The organism is Duganella sp. Root336D2, assembly GCF_001425005.1.
Taxonomy (GTDB): domain Bacteria; phylum Pseudomonadota; class Gammaproteobacteria; order Burkholderiales; family Burkholderiaceae_D; genus Rugamonas.
Genome location: NZ_LMDB01000022.1, coordinates 1 through 18,952 on the forward strand (window position 1 = coordinate 1; position 18,952 = coordinate 18,952).

General features: G+C 60.2%; 19 protein-coding genes. All 19 read left to right on the forward strand.

The window, feature by feature from the left end; all coding sequences use genetic code 11:
* Positions 1–63: 63 nt before the first annotated feature.
* The 19 genes from ASD07_RS15820 to ASD07_RS15905 all read left to right on the forward strand — a co-directional run bounded on the left by ASD07_RS15820 (position 64) and on the right by ASD07_RS15905 (position 18,942).
* A protein-coding gene (locus ASD07_RS15820; RefSeq protein WP_373922080.1) for an IS3 family transposase occupies positions 64–1,229 on the forward strand; the annotation gives its coding sequence in 2 pieces (ribosomal slippage) (positions 64–331 and positions 331–1,229; 1,167 coding nt in all).
* A 587-nt stretch (positions 1,230–1,816) separates the two neighbouring features.
* Complete coding sequence (locus ASD07_RS15825) at positions 1,817–2,452, forward strand: hypothetical protein (protein ID WP_156398034.1); 636 nt, start codon at positions 1,817–1,819, stop codon at positions 2,450–2,452.
* A gap of 501 nt (positions 2,453–2,953) precedes the next feature.
* On the forward strand, positions 2,954–4,321 hold the full coding sequence (locus ASD07_RS15830; protein WP_057246123.1) for a serine hydrolase: 1,368 nt from the start codon (positions 2,954–2,956) through the stop codon (positions 4,319–4,321).
* 55 nt (positions 4,322–4,376) lie between these two features.
* A complete protein-coding gene (locus ASD07_RS15835) occupies positions 4,377–4,583 on the forward strand; it encodes a hypothetical protein (RefSeq protein WP_055932220.1) in 207 nt (68 codons plus the stop codon).
* Positions 4,584–5,381: 798 nt separating this feature from the next.
* Positions 5,382–5,942 carry a hypothetical protein gene (locus ASD07_RS15840; protein WP_156398035.1) on the forward strand — a complete coding sequence of 187 codons (561 nt, stop codon included), beginning with the start codon at positions 5,382–5,384 and terminating at the stop codon, positions 5,940–5,942.
* Positions 5,943–6,317: 375 nt separating this feature from the next.
* Entirely contained in the window at positions 6,318–6,530 is a 213-nt protein-coding gene (locus ASD07_RS32315) for a septation protein IspZ (protein WP_373922086.1), read from the forward strand.
* 42 nt (positions 6,531–6,572) lie between these two features.
* Positions 6,573–6,950, forward strand: coding sequence for a hypothetical protein (locus ASD07_RS15845; protein WP_055932222.1), 378 nt, complete (start codon positions 6,573–6,575; stop codon positions 6,948–6,950).
* A gap of 36 nt (positions 6,951–6,986) precedes the next feature.
* Positions 6,987–7,430 carry a VOC family protein gene (locus tag ASD07_RS15850; protein ID WP_055932223.1) on the forward strand — a complete coding sequence of 148 codons (444 nt, stop codon included), beginning with the start codon at positions 6,987–6,989 and terminating at the stop codon, positions 7,428–7,430.
* A 21-nt stretch (positions 7,431–7,451) separates the two neighbouring features.
* Positions 7,452–8,243 carry a hypothetical protein gene (locus ASD07_RS15855; RefSeq protein ID WP_156409909.1) on the forward strand — a complete coding sequence of 264 codons (792 nt, stop codon included), beginning with the start codon at positions 7,452–7,454 and terminating at the stop codon, positions 8,241–8,243.
* Positions 8,244–8,301: 58 nt separating this feature from the next.
* Positions 8,302–9,585: an MFS transporter gene (locus ASD07_RS15860; RefSeq protein ID WP_055932229.1), complete on the forward strand. Its 1,284-nt coding sequence runs from the start codon at positions 8,302–8,304 to the stop codon at positions 9,583–9,585.
* Between the two features lie 20 nt (positions 9,586–9,605).
* The gene (locus tag ASD07_RS15865) at positions 9,606–9,905 is read left to right on the forward strand and encodes a hypothetical protein (protein WP_055932232.1); all 300 of its coding nucleotides are present in this window, start codon (positions 9,606–9,608) and stop codon (positions 9,903–9,905) included.
* Positions 9,906–10,001: 96 nt separating this feature from the next.
* Positions 10,002–10,556 carry a dihydrofolate reductase family protein gene (locus tag ASD07_RS15870; protein ID WP_055932235.1) on the forward strand — a complete coding sequence of 185 codons (555 nt, stop codon included), beginning with the start codon at positions 10,002–10,004 and terminating at the stop codon, positions 10,554–10,556.
* A 4-nt stretch (positions 10,557–10,560) separates the two neighbouring features.
* Positions 10,561–11,043 carry a GNAT family N-acetyltransferase gene (locus tag ASD07_RS15875; RefSeq protein ID WP_055932238.1) on the forward strand — a complete coding sequence of 161 codons (483 nt, stop codon included), beginning with the start codon at positions 10,561–10,563 and terminating at the stop codon, positions 11,041–11,043.
* Complete coding sequence (locus tag ASD07_RS15880; protein ID WP_055932244.1) at positions 11,027–11,602, forward strand: phospholipid scramblase-related protein; 576 nt, start codon at positions 11,027–11,029, stop codon at positions 11,600–11,602. The genes ASD07_RS15875 and ASD07_RS15880 overlap by 17 nt, the downstream gene beginning before the upstream one ends.
* 70 nt (positions 11,603–11,672) lie before the next feature.
* On the forward strand, positions 11,673–11,975 hold the full coding sequence (locus ASD07_RS15885; protein ID WP_055932247.1) for a hypothetical protein: 303 nt from the start codon (positions 11,673–11,675) through the stop codon (positions 11,973–11,975).
* Between the two features lie 56 nt (positions 11,976–12,031).
* Positions 12,032–13,087, forward strand: a complete 1,056-nt coding sequence (gene ruvB, locus ASD07_RS15890) for a Holliday junction branch migration DNA helicase RuvB (RefSeq protein WP_055932250.1) — start codon at positions 12,032–12,034, stop codon at positions 13,085–13,087.
* On the forward strand, positions 13,080–13,844 hold the full coding sequence (locus tag ASD07_RS15895; RefSeq protein WP_057246125.1) for a glutaminyl-peptide cyclotransferase: 765 nt from the start codon (positions 13,080–13,082) through the stop codon (positions 13,842–13,844). Before ruvB ends, ASD07_RS15895 begins: the two co-directional genes overlap by 8 nt.
* A 74-nt stretch (positions 13,845–13,918) precedes the next feature.
* Complete coding sequence (locus ASD07_RS15900; RefSeq protein WP_055932255.1) at positions 13,919–17,425, forward strand: response regulator; 3,507 nt, start codon at positions 13,919–13,921, stop codon at positions 17,423–17,425.
* 8 nt (positions 17,426–17,433) lie between these two features.
* Positions 17,434–18,942, forward strand: a complete 1,509-nt coding sequence (locus ASD07_RS15905; protein ID WP_055932258.1) for an ATP-binding protein — start codon at positions 17,434–17,436, stop codon at positions 18,940–18,942.
* The last annotated feature ends 10 nt before the right edge of the window (positions 18,943–18,952 follow it).

Sequence of the window (18,952 nt, forward strand, 5' to 3'; positions counted from 1 at the left end):
AGTGAGGTAACCTGACTTTTTCGGACACTTCCATTTGATAAACTTGTCAAAGGGAGTGAAAACATGAGATCAACAACATACACGCCGGAGTTCCGGGCCGAGGCGGTAAAACTGGTGCTGGCGCAAGGGCTGACGTTGGAAGAAGCCGCGCAACGTATCGCGATTCCGAAAGGGACGCTGGCGAACTGGGTGAGCGCGGCAAAACGCCGTAACGACCCGGCTGCGCCACCTGGTAGCCGAAGCATCGCAGAGCTTGAGGCCGAGGTTGCGAAGCTGCGCAAAGAACTGGCTACCGAACGGATGGAAAAGGAAGTGCTAAAAAAGGCCACCGCGTACTTCGCGAGGGAGTCGCTGCCCGGTACGCGTTCATGAAATCGGTGCGACTCGATTATCCTCTTGGCTTGTTGTGCCGCGTCTTTGAAGTTTCGCGCAGCGGTTTCTACGCAGCGTTGGAGCGCAAGCCGTCGCAACGCGCCCAGGATGATGAACGATTGAAGGTTGCGATCAAGGCCACTCACGTGCAGACGCGAGAGACATACGGCCCTTTGCGCCTGCAACCGGAGTTGGTCTCGCAGGGTTTCAATGCTGGCCGTGACAGGATCGTGCGGCTGCGGCGAGAGCTTGGCCTGCGGTGCAGGCAGAAGCGGAAGTTCAAGGCTACGACGAACTCGAATCATGCGTTCCCGGTGGCGCCGAACTTGCTGGAGCAACGGTTTGCACCGACGCGGCCCAACGAAGCCTGGGTCAGCGACATCACCTATGTCCCGACCGACGAAGGATGGCTTTACCTGGCTGGCATCAAGGACGTCTTTACGTGCGAAATGGTGGGCTACGCCTTGGGTGCGCGGATGACGCAAGAGTTGACGGCGCAGGCGCTGTGGCGGGCGGTACGCAGCAAAAGGCCAGCGCCCGGCCTGATCCTGCATTCCGATCGCGGCAGCCAATATTGCGCCGACGACTACCGCAAGCTGGTCGCGCAGTTCGGCATGCGGGCATCCATGTCGCGCAAGGGGAACTGCTATGACAACGCCCCCATGGAGAGCTTTTGGGGCAGCTTGAAGAACGAGATGATTCATCATCAGAGATACGCTACAAGGGCTAACGCAGAATCAGCGATCAAGGAGTACATCGAGATCTTCTACAACCGCCAGCGGCGTCATTCGCGCCTTGGCTATGTATCGCCGGCATTGTTTGCAGATAATTTCAACAAACAGGCGCTGGCTGCTTGAAACGGACGTGTCCATTATTGACAGTACACCTCANCGCCTTGGCTATGTATCGCCGGCATTGTTTGCAGATAATTTCAACAAACAGGCGCTGGCTGCTTGAAACGGACGTGTCCATTATTGACAGTACACCTCAGAAGCTCTACACCGAACTAGTCGTTTGCTGTGATCACTCCGGTTGCAAAGAGATCTTCGTTGCGCAAGAACCAGCTATTGACCCCATGGAGGAATGGGCCGAACGAGCTGCGCTCGAGGCCGAAAGGTTTGGTTGGTCGGAAAGTACGAACGGAGACCTGTTTTGCCCTAACCATTCATATATGGACTCCCAATACGCACGAAATTATTCAGGTGGCTAACCCTTTGATGGCTTCCTGGATCGAACCGACGTCAGGGGGAAAACATTACTTCCGCAATTTTCGAGGCGAGATCACCGTCAAGAATCCAAGCAAGAACGCAATCGCGAAAATGAAAGCAGTCGCAAAGAAGCTTTCGGCGCGAGTCCAGGGAAACGACGGTGAGTGGTACTGAATAGCCGCGCGTTGCTGCAGTCAGTTACCCCACACGTTAGCCCCTCACATCCAAAGATAACTATGCACTCACTTACTCTTCCGCTGAAACGCACTATTCATTCGCTCTTCCTTCTTGGTATGCTGCTAATCGGCTCTATTGCCGACGCGAGCGACGAGATCTCTATCAAGCTCGCAAACGAATCCAAGTCAGAACGAAGAACAGAGCAACAGCTTCGGCGCATCCTGACGGAATACGACCTGTCGCGCTGGACGTTCGCGCGTTCGGTTGTGATCGATGAGAAGGAAATTCCTCATAGCCATCCGGTTCTCACATTGCACGCGCGGCACGTCAATGACGATGAGCTACTTCTCTCCACGTACTTACATGAGCAGCTGCACTGGTTCCTTTCGCAACATCCGGCCGAAACTTTGGCTGCCACTCGTGAACTAAAGCGTATCTATCCGCACGTTCCAGTAGGTTTCCCGCAAGGGTCATCTGATAAGGACGGCAACTATGAGCACTTGCTCGTCATTTACTTGGAGTACCGGGCAAACCAAAGCTTGATGGGTGAGCTCAAGGCACGCGAAGTGATGAGTTTCTGGTCGGAGGACCACTACACGTGGATCTACAGGGAAGTTCTCAAGAATCCAGAGAAAGTTGGAAAGGTGCTGAAGGCTCATGGGCTAGTCCCGAGCAAGCGCGGCGCAGAAGTCTAGACGGTAGCCAAACGATGGCGCACTAATGGCGCTCATCGCGGAGTGGCCGGAAGCGACGCGGTTCATTATTTAGCGCAAAGCGCTTACGCCGGTTGACACACGTTAGGGTTGATTGAAACCGATGGCTCGAGCCCTCTAGGGAACTCGCGTCGAAGTCCTGCGGTCTTTCTGGCGCTTTATACGGGATTTTCAATCGCGTGAGTACCCCCAAACCAGACTGGCCCATTGTCGACTACAGCCGCATTGCGGCGATTAGAGAAGCGATCGGAGTTTCACATGAAGCCTAGCCATCAGTACCATCGGGCGCTTGGCGGCGCCAAGGAATAGCGAAGAAGCCGTGACCACAAACCTTCAGAACGAGTGGCAGGTCTTCCAAGCGCCGCGACATTCGCGCCAGATCGATGCCTTGATATTTGTAGACGGACAGCGTGGTGAAATTTGGTGAGCCTTTACGAATCGTTGGTAAGTTAAGATATGCACCACTTTTTCAGGAGTCCATTGATGCCCCTACGCCCAATCCTTGCAGCAGCGGTGCTGCTGCATGCCTGCTTAGCACATGCGGATAATAGTTCCCTGGAGGGGCAGCTGGATGCCAAGTTGGCGCCTATGTTCAAGTCCGGCGGCCCCGGAGCCGCCGTCATTGTCACGCGGGAAGGTGCGACGGTCTTCCGCAAAGCATATGGCCTGGCCGACCTCGACAAGAAGGTCCCACTGCAGGCGGATATGCAGTTGCGACTGGGCTCGATCACCAAGCAGTTCACCGCAGTGGCAATCCTGATGTTGGCGGAGCAAGGCAAACTTTCGCTGCAGGACGACATCACGCGGTTCGTGCCGGATTATCCGGCCAAAGGCAAGTCCATCACCATACAACAGCTGCTGCAGCACAAGTCCGGCATCCATAATTACACGGCCATGCGTTCATTCTGGTCGGCGGCGCGCAAGGACATGAGCGTCGCGCAAATGATCGACTTCTTCAAAGATGAACCGCTGGACTTTGCGCCTGGCGAACGCTGGGCGTACAGCAACTCCGGCTACTTCCTGCTTGGCGCCGTGATCGAGAAGGCCTCCGGCATGCGCTATGCCGATTTTATTGCCCGGAACATCTTCGAGCCATTAGGTATGGCGGATACGGCCTATGAAGGCGTGGAGCGCAGCGCCAAGCGCCGCACTCCAGGCTATCGCAGCGGATTTTTTTCGGGCTATAGTCCGGCCGACCCAATCAGCATGTCATTGCCCTACGCAGCAGGTGCGCTGGTTTCCACCGTTGACGATCTGGCGCGTTGGGACGCCGCCATTGGCGCCGGCAAGCTGTTGACGGCGGAGAGTTGGAGGCAGGCTTTCACGCCTTGCACTCTGCCTGATGCGGTGACATGCAATTATGGTTTCGGCTGGAACATCGGTAAACTGCGCGGGCACCAGGAAATGGCGCACGGGGGCGACATCCCAGGCTTTAATGGCCATGTAATTCGCCTGCCGGACGATAAAGTTTTTGTGGCGGTGTTAAGCAATGGCGAACGTTCTTTGCTCAATACGGAAGTGGTGGCGCAGCATGCTGCAGCCATTGCCATTGGCGATCCATTCCCCGAGCAGAAAGTCATTGCTCTGACGCCGGAGGCGCTGGATGCTTTCGTCGGCACTTATAAACTGGCCGATAACAGCATGCGTACAGTGCGCCGCAAAGGGGCAATCCTGACCTGGCAGCGCGAAGGCCGTCCGGCGACGGACTTGAAGCCGTATGCATCGACCAGCTTCTTCATGGATGGAACCATGAATAGCGTCGAGTTCCGGCGCGATGCCGGCGGTAAGGTTACCAGCCTCTTGGTGCAGCAGACCATAGGCGACCAGGTGGCCGAGCGCATCGCGGATTAAGCGAGCGGAATAGCCGTGAATTCGTCTTTACCTTGAACGTTTGACCCCTCCGCTTATGGAACTGAAGACAGCAACCGAATTGATGGCGATTTTCGAGCGAGTAGGCGCTACTTTAAACGAAGCCGAGCCTATTCTGCGGGCGCTTCCTGAAGGCGAACGTGAGTCGTATCTGACGGGCCTAGGGTCGATGATGGCCATGCTTTGGACGGGCCTTCAGCATCCGATCGTGCAAGAACATCCTGAATTGGATCCTGACGTATGACTTTGTCAAACAACTTATTCAACTGGGCGGCTTATGCGTTGCCAGCTATCCCGCACGTCAGGACCCTATGCAACTAGTAGCTTGGATCTTTTTCTTTGTTGTATATGGTCTCGTGGCAGCTTACGTTATGCTCGCCCTCAGCGCTCGCCGAATACGCGACCCTGGCCAATCATCCAAGCCTCAACACTGGTTTCTTGCCTTGGGTGGAATGACAGGGCTTGCGATAGTTCCCCCGCTGGCCGAGCTATGTGTTCGAGTCTATGTTGACGATGCAATGACCAAACAAGACCTAGGTCTTGGGGCATTTATAGTGCTTTGGGTCTCTGCGTTCTTGCCGGGCGCTATTAAGAGTCGGCGAATGTTGCGGGCTGCAGGCATTGATTCAGATGCGAACGGCTAACCCTCCAGTTAACTGGGCTGCCTCCGCGCTGTGTGTTTTCGCTGGCGGTTGTCGGATGTTAGGGCTTATGGAGAGAAATCGGAAAATCAGCGCAATTGCAGCGTCCTTGCTTTCCCGCTTGAAGTGGTGGAGCTGGGCGCTAGCTCCATTACTCCCGGCCACGAACGGGAATTTGTAATTTGCTGTTTGCTTGTACTTTCCGCGATTGATTCAGGTCTTTGCTTCTCTCATTGCAGGGAGAGCAAATACTCAGATATTGAATCGCAGCTCGATCAGTTGCCGGACGAGCAGGCAATGATGCCGGTCGAGGCCTATGCTGCCAGAGGTGATCGATCGCTTCAATGCTGTTCGTACCTGTAGCAACTTTCGTTTAACGATAGATATCACAACACTTGATTATGATTCTTCTCAATCTTCCAACCAAAAGCGATGTACTGCTCGTCGCTCCGGCAGATTCTTGCTGTAACTGTGGTTCCACTATTAACGTACGGCCTATTGAAACTGATCTTCGCCGTATGCCGTTGATGGGGCTAGCGGGTGCAGAAATAAAAATTGTCCTCCCGTTCCCATACTGCGAGTCTTGTACGGCCACGGCGACGCGTCGTCGTCCTTCCTTGCTCGGCGTAGTTGCAGTTTCATCGTTGCTCGCGCTTGTATTCGGAATGTGCTGGATCTTCTTTGGGCCGCAGTTGCCCGAAGAGCAGACTACCTATGTGGTCGGACCCGCATTGATTGTATTGAGCCTGATGGTTGTCCTGGGCTTCTACTCGCTCCGAAAGCGAATTGGCGCGCAATCGACTTATTACCAGCCCATCAAGCTGAAAAATACCGCGCACAAGTGGCCGGCAGACATCACAGGCCTGGCGCTGGAGTTCACGAACTCGGAGTATGCCAAGAAGTTTTCAGACGCTAACCAATCCGCTATAGCAACAAAGAAGCTCAAAGTTTCCAATGCCTAAGGCCGTTGAACCAATGAACATTCCGTTGCGTGCGTCCGGCGCGCCATTTACCATCCGCGTGTTAGCGTTGTTTCGACAAGCAAGCCCTCATATTCATTAGATCGCAAAAATTTATGTCAACTGAAGATCCCAGCACCCCGCCTGGCGCTAAAGCTATCGGCGTACCGTCTGGTACATCACATCCGAATGGACGTTGGCTAGGGGCGTCGCTTTTTTGGCGAATCTTTCTGCTGCAGGCATTTGTAGCTATTCCGGTGGCGGTCCTGTGGCCAGCGAGTGACGGGTATATTCGGCTCAAGCCCTCCGCTATCTACTTCATCATGGTGCTGGTCTTGGTCATCGCTGCGTTAGTCTCGAAGACTGGCCTATTTTCGGCTGTGGGGTGATCGCCTTGGTTTGGCTGCGTTTTTTTGGCGCCGCTTCAACTGGTTACTGGTTGCATATTACATTGCTATGGCAATAGGTAACATGATTCTGGTCTTTACCGCCTCCGTTGAAGCCTGGCTTCAGTTTAAGTTGTATGTTCCGCTCATTTCATTGCTTGCCCTGTGTTTGTTTGCCCCCAGGTTCATTCGAAGTGTGACGTGAACTGGTGAACGGTATGATTGGATGTGCAACCAAGCAGGCACGATGAGCGGAAAATACCCTGATGAAAAGGCGCTTGTTGCGCGCGTGCGGACTAGGTTTCCGATTGAAGCAATTCGCACTGACGATTGGCTGATAGAGCGTGGTTGGGAGCTGGTGGACGAATGTCCGCATATCTGGGTTGAGGCATTCGCCGATCGAACGACTGAGGCGGCTCGCGACCAGGATTGGGGATTGGTGAAGTCGCATACTGAGTTTCTTGCGACAGAGTACCGGGACGGGACTGACGCAGTCCGAAAAATGGTGGACGTCTCGTATGCGGAGAATTTAATGTGGGATCTTGACGCGGATGCCAAGGCCAGCGCGTGGCAATACGTCGCAAAGGAAGTACAGGCATTGTACGAACAGACTTGGAATAGCTAGAGGTCGCCTGAAGCGACCATAACCGGAGCAAGCCTCGTGACAGTCAAACGCATGGATAACGTGGGTATCGTAGTGGAGGACCTCGAAGCTGCCATTGGGTTCTTCACCGAACTGGGTCTCGAACTCGAAGGCCGCGCGCCGATTGAGGGCGATTGGGCGGATGGCGTAACCGGCCTGCGTGGCATGCGTGTCGAGATTGCGATGATGCGTACGCCGGATGGCCACAGCCGCCTCGAGTTGTCCCGCTTCCTCACGCCGGCGGTGGTTGCCGATCACCGTGCCGCCCCTGTGAATGCCCTTGGCTACCTGCGCGTCATGTTTACCGTGGATGATATCGACGATACGCTGGAACGGCTCGGCAAACTTGGGGCGAAGCTTGTTGGTGAAGTGGTGCAGTACGCGAGCGTGTACCGGCTTTGCTACATCCGCGGGCCGGAAGGAATCCTCATTGGACTGGCCCAGGAGCTTGGGCCTGAGTGACGCCTTGTGCGCTGGCGGTGCGTGCTAGAATTTGCCAAAAAATCAACCCCATCGCACATGTCCCGCCGAAGCAAGTTCGTATCCATACTGATCTTTTCCAGCCTCGCCCTGATTTCCGCCTGCAGCCAGAAGGCTGCCAGCGTATCTGATGAGGATATCAGGCTGTCCAATCTTGAGCCGCTGCCAAGCATTGCCAATTCTATGGTCGGGAAAGAGCGCCAGGTCAAGCCGGGCGAGCCGGATTACGTTCCTGAGCCGATAGCGCAGTCGCTGAAGGCGCAGGTTGCGAAGTGGCCAAAGGGCGAGAAGATCGCGGACGCGCTTTCCTTCTGCTCGGGCGCCCTGGTTGCGAAGCGCCTTGGCGCGAAGTCGGCCTGCGAAATTTATTCGATGGAACCGGAAAGTTCATGCATTGCGCAGCATGGCTATGGCAAGAATTCCATCGGCCAGGCCTTGACGGCCGATCGCCGGGACTTGAATGGTGACGGCGTCAAAGACTATATCATCTCGGATCGCTACTACTGCTTTAGCCTGACTGCAAACCAGGCCAGCGTATACTTCGTGATGCTGTCGAATTCGAAGAAGGACTTTACGCTGGCATATGCGGATTGGGCGTCGGCAGGCATCGTTGTGGTCGACGACAAGGTTAAAGGCAAGCTTGTGCTGATGGAGCAAGCCCAAAAGTCGTACGGGAAGTTCTCGACGATTTATGAGTTGCGCGATTCGAAGTACTCCGCGAAGGCTTGTGTTATCAGTGACGAGAAGGGCTATAGCGCCTGTCCGCTTTCGGAGCCGCAAAGCGGTTTTGACTGAGTTCTTCATGACTTACTCTATACTCGCCACGGTTTCCTTCTCTCGCTGCATTTTCTGAATGACTAACATCACTGCTAACCAAGTCCCTCCACGAGTCCTGCGACGGCAAACCCTGGCGCTGGTACTGCTGGTGGCGAGCGGCGTCATTAATTACCTGGACCGCGCCACCCTGGCCGTGGCGAACGAGTATATCCGCGCGGACCTCAGCCTCTCACTGGGTGAAATGGGCCTGCTGCTGTCGGCATTCTCCTGGAGCTACGCCTTGTGCCAGCTTCCGGTCGGTGCACTGGTGGACAAGGTCGGTCCGCGGTGGCTGCTTGGCATGGGCCTGGTGGTATGGTCGGTGGCACAGGCGGCTGGCGGGCTGGCTTCGACTTTCGGCTTCTTCGTGCTGGCGCGTATTGCACTGGGCATTGGGGAGGCGCCGCAGTTCCCTTCTGCGGCGCGGGTGGTGAGCAATTGGTTCCCGCTGCGCTCGCGCGGAACGCCGACCGGCATCTACAACTCTGCATCGCCGCTGGGCGTCGCGCTGGCTCCGCTGCTGCTGCCTCCATTGATTGCTGCGACCAGCTGGCATTGGGCGTTTTACGTCACCGGTGGATTGGGCCTGGTGGCTGCAATTGTCTGGGTGAGCGTCTATCGCGATCCGGTTCGCGAGGAACTGAGCGCCGAGGAGCGCGCCTACCTGGAGGAGGGGGAGGCCGTCGAAGCCGCGCCGAAAACCAGCTTTGCGGCCTGGCGGGCGCTGTTCCGCCATCGTGTGACCTGGGGCATGATGTTCGGCTTCTTCGGCTCCGTCTACCTGAACTGGGTGTACCTGACCTGGCTGCCCGGCTACCTGCGCACGGAACGCCATATGGACCTGGCGAATGCGGGCTTTGCGTCGGCAATTCCATTCCTGTGCGGTTTTGCCGGCGCCCTGATCGCAGGCTGGGCTTCAGACCGCATTGTGCGCTTTGCCAGTACGCCGATTTCCGGACGCCGCAACGCGGTGGTAGTTGCCACGCTGGGCATGGTGGCGTTCACGATTCCTGCCGCGCTGGTGGAGAGCAATGTCGTGGCGGTGGCGTGCATTTCCATCGTGATCTTCCTTGCCAATGCTTCGTCGGCCTGCGCCTGGTCGTTGGCCACGGTGGCGGCACCTCGCAGCCGTATCGCTTCGCTTGGCGCGATCCAGAATTTCGGCGGTTTCCTGGGCGGGGCGCTGGCGCCGGTGCTTACCGGGTATATCGCTCAAAGCTGGTCCTTTGTGCCGGCGCTGCTGACCGGTGCAGCGATCGCCTTCCTTGGCGCCATGTCCTACCTGTTCCTGGTTGCGCGTCCAATTCCTGAAGAGGAGTGAAATGATTGACTGGTGCCTCGATGCCGCAAACTACCTCCGCTAAAGCGCGCAAGGCCGCGTTCGCGCTGGTTGGCGCAATGGTTGGAATGGCAGCGGTGTCGTGCTGGATCGGTGGCGTCATCGGCTGGGAGCAAAGCGGGCAATGGCCGGCGTGGCTGGCGGTGCCGCTTGGTGTCGGCATGGGGCCGATGTATCTCATTGGCGACTTGATGACTCTCTCAGACGGCAGCCTGCAGGATATGATCGCCTTGCCGCAAGCGCTGGTGGGTGGCGCCGTCGGCGGCGCGCTGGGCTGGCTGGTTGCCAGTGTGAGGAAATAGGCCAGCCCGAGGCGACTTTTCGAGAGAATTCAAGGCTCCGCGGAAGCGTACAATCTTGCACCCAACTTTCGCGAATGCGGCAGCGCTGCAAGCTCCATGAAGACCCAATTTTTTACCGCTGCCAGCCTTGATGGCTTTATCGCCACCGAAGACGATTCGCTGGAATGGCTATTCCCGCTGGGCGATGTCAACGACAGCAGCTATCCTGAATTCATCGCTCGCGTTGGCGCCATCGCCATGGGCTCGTCCACCTACGAGTGGATGCTGCGCAATGCCGATACGGTGGCGGCGGAAGTGGGGGCGCCCTGGCCCTACACCCAGCCGACGTGGATCTTCTCGTCGCGCTCCCTGCCGTCGATTCCCGGTGCGGATGTGCGCTTTGTGAAAGGCGATGTGCGTCCGGTGCACGCTGCGATGCGCGAGGCGGCGGGCGATAAGAACATCTGGATCGTGGGCGGCGGGGACTTGGCGGGCCAGTTCCATGACGCGGGACTGCTGGACGAGTTGATCGTCCAGGTCGGCTCGGTCACGCTGGGGCGCGGCAAACCGCTGTTTCCGCGGCGCCTGACCAATCCGCCGCTGCTGCTGCAATCGGCGCGCCAGATCGGAACCGGCATGGCCGAACTGCGCTATCTGGTTCCGGGGCGGTGACCGAATGCTGATCCGTCCTTATCAAGCCTCCGACTGGCGGCGCATATGCGTGGTGCACGACGCCGCGCGCAAATTCGAACTGGCAGCCAGTGGCCTGGCAGACGCTTTCTTCACGCTGGAAGAAACCGGCGAGGCAGAAGGCCTGTTCGAGGCGACGCTGCTGGTGGCTGAAATCGACAGTGAAGTCGTCGGCTTCGCTGGCTTCACGGAAGACGAGGTGACCTGGCTGTACGTCGATCCGGCCCGCTATCGGCAGGGAATCGGCCGCGCGCTGGTTGAAGCGGTGTTGCGCGGGTCGGGCAAGCCGCTGTCGCTGGACGTATTGGCCGGAAATGCGGCTGCCTTGGCCTTATATCAAAGTGCCGGCTTCAAGATCGTTGAAACGATCAGCGGCAAGCTGGCAGGTAACGAGCGGTTTGCCGCGACTGCGCATGTACTACATAACTCTAACTCACTACTGGGGAAATCAATTGCTGGACAGGACTAACTACTTCATCAAAGAACACGCCGGCGTATTCAAAATGTCGGACACTTACGACATCATCGACCCGGAGACCCGGCAGAACCTGGGCGTGGCCCAGGAAAAACTGAGCTTCCTGGTCCACGCGCTGCGCCTCGTCATCGACAAGCGCATGCTGCCGACCAAGGTGGAAATTTCGGAACAGGTGAACGGCCCGGCGCTGCTGACCATCAAGCGTGGCATGACTTTCCTGCGTTCGCGTATCGAGATCGTGGACCGCTCGGGCCAGGCCATCGGCTATTTCAAATCCAAGCTGTTCAGCCTGGGCGGCGGTTTTTTTGTGTACGACATGCGCGACCAGCTGATCGCTGAAGTGAAGGGCGACTGGAAGGGCTGGAACTTCAAGTTCCTGGATGCCAAGGGTAATGAGAAGGGCACCGTCAGCAAGAAGTGGGCAGGCATCGGCAAGGAGCTGTTCACCACTGCCGACAACTACATGATCTCGATCGCCGACGACTTCAAGGCCAACGCCGGCTTGCTTCTCGCTGCCGGCCTGGCAATCGATATCGTCTTCAAAGAGCGCTAATATGGCGGGCGCCGGGCATGGTGCTAGAATTTATGAAAAGGATAATACCGACCTCCGAAGGAGACTTGTCATGAAGACCATGAATTTGTTTGCTGCCGTCCTGGGCCTGTGCCTGGCTGCCGCTACGCCGGCCGGCTGGGGCCAGCAAACCACCCCGGGACAGGACAAGCCGGAAGCCCGGCAGCAAGCCAAAGCGACCGTGAAAGGTGAATCTTCCTCTGCGGCGCGCAAGGCCACCGGCCTGCAGGAGCCCAAAAAGGAGGGCCAGGCGGGCAGCCAGCCCGACCGCCGCGAGCGGGCGATGCAAGTCTCCGGCAGCCTGCAGAAGAAAACCAACGAAACGGCAAGCGCGGCCGCTTCCAACGTGAAGTGAGCCCCAGGCTGCCCGGCCTTGTTAAAATCATGCCCTGAACCTCTTTTCGAGCTGGCATGAGTATCCAAACCGACAATTTCACCGAGCAGCGCATCATCGATGCGGCGCCAACCTCCCCCAACGAGGAGGCAATCGAGCGCGCGCTGCGTCCCAAGCACCTCGATGAATACGTCGGGCAGTCCAAGATCCGCGACCAGCTCGAAATTTTCATTTCGGCCGCCCGCAAGCGCAGCGAGGCGCTTGACCATACCCTGCTTTTCGGTCCTCCTGGCCTGGGCAAGACCACGCTGGCCAATATCATTGCGCGCGAGATGGGCGTCAACCTGCGCCAGACTTCCGGGCCGGTGCTGGAGCGCCCTGGCGACCTGGCCGCCATCCTGACCAACCTGGAAGCCAACGACGTCCTGTTCATCGACGAGATCCACCGCCTGTCACCGGTGGTCGAAGAAATCCTGTATCCGGCGCTGGAGGACTACCAGATCGACATCATGATCGGCGAGGGTCCGGCGGCGCGCAGCGTCAAACTGGACCTGCAGCCTTTCACGCTGGTCGGCGCCACCACCCGCGCCGGCATGCTCACCAACCCGCTGCGCGACCGTTTCGGCATCGTGGCGCGGCTGGAGTTCTATACCACCGATGAACTGGCGAAAATCGTCGCCCGCAGCGCCGCGCTGCTGAAGGCGAATATCGACGAAAGCGGCGCGGTGGAAATTGCACGGCGCGCGCGCGGTACGCCGCGTATTGCCAACCGCCTGCTGCGCCGCGTGCGCGACTATGCGGAAGTGAAGGGCAACGGCGACATCACGCGCGAAGTGGCCGACGCTGCGCTGCGCATGCTGGACGTCGACCATGCGGGCTTTGACGTCATGGACCGCAAGCTGCTGGAAGCGGTGCTGTACAAATTCGGCGGTGGCCCGGTCGGCATCGGCAACCTGGCGGCCGCCATCGGCGAGGCCGCGGATACTATCGAGGACGTTTTGGAACCATACCTGATCCAGCAAGGCTTCCTGCAACGCACGCCGCGCGGCCGCGTCGCTACGGCGCAGGCCTACCAGCATTTCGGCGTGACCCCGCCGCGCAGCAATGCCAGCGGAGACCTTTGGGATGCGTAAGCTGGCAGCGCTGGGCGCGGCGGCGCTGGCCGCGCAAATCGCATCGGCAGCGGTGCCGGTGCAGGGCTATTCGATCAAGGCGACGTACCCGCACGATCCGCAAGCCTTTACCCAGGGCCTGTTCTTCAAGGACGGCTTCCTGTGGGAGAGCACCGGCCAGTACGGTGCTTCGTCGGTGCGCAAGGTGGAACTGGCCACCGGCAAGGTGTTGCAAAAGCGCGACCTGCCGGAGAAGGTATTCGGCGAAGGCATTGCGCCGCATGGCGACAGCATCGTCGGCATCACCTGGATGAACCAGGCCGGCTATGTGATGGACCAGGGCAGCCTGTCCATCAAGGGCACTTTCAATTACCTGGGAGAGGGCTGGGGCCTGGCCAGCGACGGCGAGCGCCTGTACATGAGCGACGGCACGCCGGAAATCCGCGTGCTCGACCCGAAAACCTTCAGCGAGCAGCGCCGCATCAAGGTGACCGCCGATGGCCAGCCGCTGGCGCAGATCAATGAGCTGGAGTGGGTCGAAGGGCAGCTCTATGCCAATGTCTGGCAGACCGACCGCATTGCCCGCATCGATCCGTCCAGCGGCCGTGTGCTGGGCTGGATCGACCTGTCCGGACTGGCGGCTACCGCCAAGGCGGGCGGCGATGCCGACAATGTCCTGAACGGCATCGCCTACGACGCCAAGACACACCGCCTGTTCGTCACCGGCAAGCGCTGGCCCAAACTGTTCGAGATCGTGCTGCGACCCCAAAAGAAATAGTAATTGTCGGTAGGCTTGCTTCATGAAGTTTTCCGCGCAAGAATAGGTGAAACCCAGCCTTGCGGAGGCCCGCCGTGCTTGCACGTTCCAGCAGCTTGTTCTGGAAGCTGTTCCTGCCAATCGCCTTGCTGCTGGCCGGGTGCGGGCTGGTCATTTCGGCATTATTGCCAATCCTGATCAGCGAGAACGCGGAGCGCGATGCCGTGGATGCGGCGCAGGCCACGGTGCGGCAATTCCTCCTGCTGCGCAAGTACTACACCGAGAACGTGGCGGCGCGCGTGCTGGCGCGGACCGATATGCAGGTGGATCCGGACTATCGCAGCAAGGAAAATGCGATCCCGCTGCCGGCTACCATGATCCACGACCTGAGCGACTTGATGCAGGGCGGCGGCACCTCGGTCAAGCTTTACAGTCCTTTTCCCTTCCCGCAGCGGCGCGGGCGCACCAGCGACCAGTTCGCGCAGGACGCCTGGAACTACCTGCAGAAAAACCCCGAGGGCGTGTTCTCCCGCACCGAGACCGTGCACGGCCGCAGCACGGTGCGCGTGGCGCTGGCCGACCGCATGAGCGCCCAGGCCTGCGTGTCCTGCCACAACAGCCATCCGCAAAGCCCGAAGACCGACTGGAAGCTGGGCGACGTGCGCGGCGTGCTGGAGGTCGATTCCACGCGCGAGGCGGCAAGCGCCACGCGCATCGTGAGCTGGGTGCTGATCGCGTTCGGCGCCGTGCTGCTGCTGGTGGCCGTAGCGCTGCGGGTGTTCTACCAGCGCAATGTGGCGCAGCCGCTGCACCGGGCGCTGGATTCGGCGCGCGCCCTGGCCGATTCAAGGGCCGGCCATGTGGCGGCGGTGCAGGCCGTGGCGAGCGGCAACCTCGGTCCTGATTTCACGCCGTCGCCGCTGCCGCAGCTGGACCTGGCCGGCGTGGCGCACGATGAGGCGGGCGACCTGCTGTTGTCGGTGGCGGGACTGGCCGAGTCGCAGCGCAGCTTCGACCAGGCCTTTGCCCGGATGACCGAGGCACTGCGCGCCAGCAAGCTGGCCGACCGCGAGCGCGACTGGCTCAAGTCCAGCCAGAACGAACTCAATACCGTGATGCGCGGCGAGCAGGAACTGGCCGCGCTCGGGCAACGCATATTGGACTTTTTCGCGCAGCGCCTGCAGGCGCGCGTGGGTGCGCTGTACGTGGATGAAGCTTTGGGTGCGGGCATGTGCCTGCTGGCGGGTTATGGGCTGGCGCAGGAGCGGCAGCTGGCGCGCGTAGCGCCGGGCGAAGGACTGGCCGGGCAGGCGATCCGCGACGGCCAGCGCATGCTGGTCAGCGAGGCGCCGCCGGGCTACCTGGCAATCGGATCCGCCCTGGGCAGTGCGCAGCCGTCCTGCGTGCTGGTGCTGCCGCTGCAGCACGGGCGCAATATGGTGGGGGTGATGGAGCTGGGTGCCTTCCGCCGTTTCAGCGACAACGAGCTGGCGTTTGTCGACCTCTGCGCAGAAGCGGTTGCGATCGGGCTGGAGGTGAACATCACCCGCCATCGCACCAGTTCCCTGCTGGCGGAGACGGCGCAGCAGGCGGAGGAGCTGCGGGTGCAGCAGGAGGAGCTCCAGCAGAGCAATGCGGAGCTGGAGGAGCGTGCCGACCTGCTGGAACGGCAACGCGAAGAGATCCAGCGCGTCAGCGCCTACAAGAGCGAGTTCATGGCCAATATGTCGCATGAGCTGCGCACGCCGCTGAATTCCATGCTGATCCTGTCGGCCCTGCTGAAAGAAAACAAGGCGCACAACCTGAATCAACGGCAGCTCGAATATGCCGGCACCATCCACAATGCCGGGCGCGACCTGCTGAACCTGATCAACGATATCCTGGACCTGGCCAAGATGGAAGCGGGCAAGGTGGAGCTGAATATCGCCCCGGTGGAGCTGGCTGGCTTGTGCGAGGACCTGCAGGCGCAGTTCCAGCCGCAGGCCGAGCAGAAAGGGCTGGCATTGCTGATGGAACGTCTGCCCGGTACACCGGCGGCAGCGCTGATGGATGGACATCGTGTGCAGCAGGTGCTGCGCAACCTGTTGGCCAATGCGCTCAAATTCACGCACCAGGGCAGCGTGGCGCTGCGCGTGTCGGTAACGGGCGAGCAGTTGTCGTTTGCGGTCAGCGATACCGGGATCGGCGTGCCGGCGGACAAGCAGGTGACGATCTTCGAAGCATTCCGCCAGGCCGACGGAAGCATCAGCCGGCATTACGGCGGCACCGGCCTGGGCCTGTCGATTTCACTTCAGCTGGCGCGCACCATGGGCGGTGCGCTGCACCTGCACAGCGTGGAAGGGGAGGGCAGTACATTCACCTTCATGCTGCCATTGCTCCCTGGCGACGGGGCGCAGGATCCGGTGCGGCCGGCCGCTGCCGCTGCCAGTGCCGTCCCGGCGCCGGGCGATGACGGGCGCCGCATCCTGATTGTGGAAGACGATCCTTTCTTCGCCAGCCTGCTGGCAGACTTCGTGCGCGGCCGCGGCTATACGCCGCTGGTCGCAGCGGATGGCGAGCAGGGGCTGCAACTGGCGCGGCAGGAGTCGCCGCATGCCGTGCTGCTGGACGTGATGATGGCGCGCATGGACGGCTGGGAAGTGATGCGCGAGCTGCGCGCCGACCCCCGTACCGGCCACCTGCCGGTGCACTTCATCACCTGCCTTGACGAAATCCAGCGCGCGCGCGATTTGGGGGCGCTGGGTCTGGTGACCAAGCCGGTCAGCCCCGGGCAGCTGGCGCAGGTGTTCGATACGATCGAGCAGGCCTGGGCCGGTGCGCTGAAACGCGTGCTGGTTGTGGAAGACGACGAGAGCCAGCTAAGCAGCCTGGCCGCGCTGCTTGAGGGGCGCGAGGTGGAAGTGGTGCGCAGCAAGTCGGGCCGGGCCGCGCTCGAACTGCTGGTGCATGGCCACTTCGACTGCATGGTGCTGGACCTCGGCTTGCAGGACATGTCCGGCTACCAAGTGCTGGAGGAAATCCAGGCCACGCCCGGCCTGCGCCGCCTGCCCGTGGTCATCCACTCCGGCCAGGACCTGACGCGCGAGCAGCTGCGCATGCTGAATCATTACGCGCGCAGTGTGATCATCAAGGGCGCGCACAGCCCGCAGCGTCTGTTCAGCGAGGTGCAGCTGTTCCTGCATAGCGTGGAGCAAGGCGGCCAGGGTACGCAGCAGGAGGCTTTCGCGCTTGCAGGCAGCAAGGTGCTGGTGGTGGATGACGATATGCGCAACCTTTTTTCGCTGGCCAGCCTGCTCGGCGACCGCGGGGTAGAAGTGCTTGAAGCGGAAAACGGCATCGAGGCGCTGGCCAGGCTGGCGGCGCAACCCAGGGTGGATGCGGTGCTGATGGATATAATGATGCCGCAGATGGATGGTTATGAAGCGATGCGCCGCATCCGCGCTGACGCCCGCTACAAGGACTTGCCCATCATCGCGATGACCGCCAAGGCCATGCCGGGCGACCATCAGCGTTGCCTGGAGGCGGGAGCCAGTGATTACCTCGCCAAGCCGATCGATACCGCGCAGCTCTTATCGCTGTTGCGGGTCTGGATTAGACGCTAGGGGAGCGCATGGACCTGAACATCCCGGTGCTGCTGGTCGACGACCGACAGGAAAACCTTACGGCGCTGGAAGCCTTGCTGGAAGAGATGCCGCTGCCGCTGCACCTGGTGAAAGCCATGTCCGGCAATGAGGCCTTGCGCCAGTCGCTCAGGCATGATTTCGCGGTGGTGCTGCTGGACGTGCAGATGCCGGAGATGGACGGCCTGGAGACGGCCGAACTGCTGCGCGCCAATCCGCGCACGCGCCACCTGCCCATCATCTTCGTCACCGCCGGCCTGCATGACCGCGTGCACCAGTTCAAGGGCTATGAAATGGGCGCGGTGGACTTCCTCAACAAGCCGATCGAGCCGGCTGTGCTGCGCAACAAGGTGGCCGTGCTGTGCGAGCTGTACGCCAAGGTCCAGGAGCGTACGCGCGCCTTGCATGAATCGGAGCGGCGCCTGCGGATGGTGATCGACAGTGCCAGCGAAGCCTTCGTTGCCACCGACAGCGAGGACGTTGTCACCGACTGGAACCATGCGGCGGAAGATTTGTTCGGCTGGCGCCGCGACGAAATGCTGGGCCAGCCCGCCGGCAAGGTGCTGCTGCCGTCTGACGGCTGCAGCCGGCGCGCGCGCCACCGCAGCGGGCGCGAATTCGACGTCGAAGTGTCGCAGTGGCAGGTGCCGCAATCGCAGCCTCCGGCTTTTGCAGCGCTGGTGCGCGATATCACGCAGCGCAAGGAGGCCGAAGAGGCGCGCCGTTGCGAGCTGCGCCAGGCCTTGCAGCAGATCGTCGAACAGGAAAAAATGGCGGCGCTGGGCAGCATCGTCGCCGGCGTGGCGCACGAGTTGAATACGCCGGTCGGCAACCTGGTGCTGCTGGCGTCGACGCTGCGCGAGCGGGTGAGCGAACTGGCCGACAATGCGCTGGCCGGCAAGTTGACGCGCTCCTGCCTGGTGCAGGCAGCTGGCGAATGCCGCGATGCGAGCGAGGTGCTGGTGCGCAGCGCCGACCGGGCGCGCGAATTGATCGAGAGTTTCAAGAACGTGGCGGTGGACCAGACCAGCCGGCGCCGGCGCCAGTTCGACCTGCATTCCTGCCTGCACGATATCCTGGTCACGCTGGGGCGCATGATGCGGCAGGCGAACGTGACGGCGGAGCTGCAGGTGCCGCCCGGTGTGCTGATGGATTCCTATCCTGGCCACCTGGAGCAGATCCTCAACAACCTGATCGTCAACTCCATCCTGCACGGCTTTGAGGGGCGCGGCTGCGGCAAGATATCGATTGCCGCCAGCGTGGCGGACGGCCATGTGCGCTTGCTCTACAGCGATGACGGCGCCGGCATCGCGCCGGAACTGCAGCAGAAGATCTTCGAACCGTTCTTCTCCACCAAGGTCGGCTCCGGCGGCTCCGGCCTTGGCATGTACATCGTCAACAACCTGGTGTGCGGCGCGCTGCAAGGCAGCGTGAGCCTGGCCAGCACGCCCGGCCAGGGTGTGCAATTTGAGTTCAGGCTGCCGCTGACAGTGGGCTAATTCGTCCTGG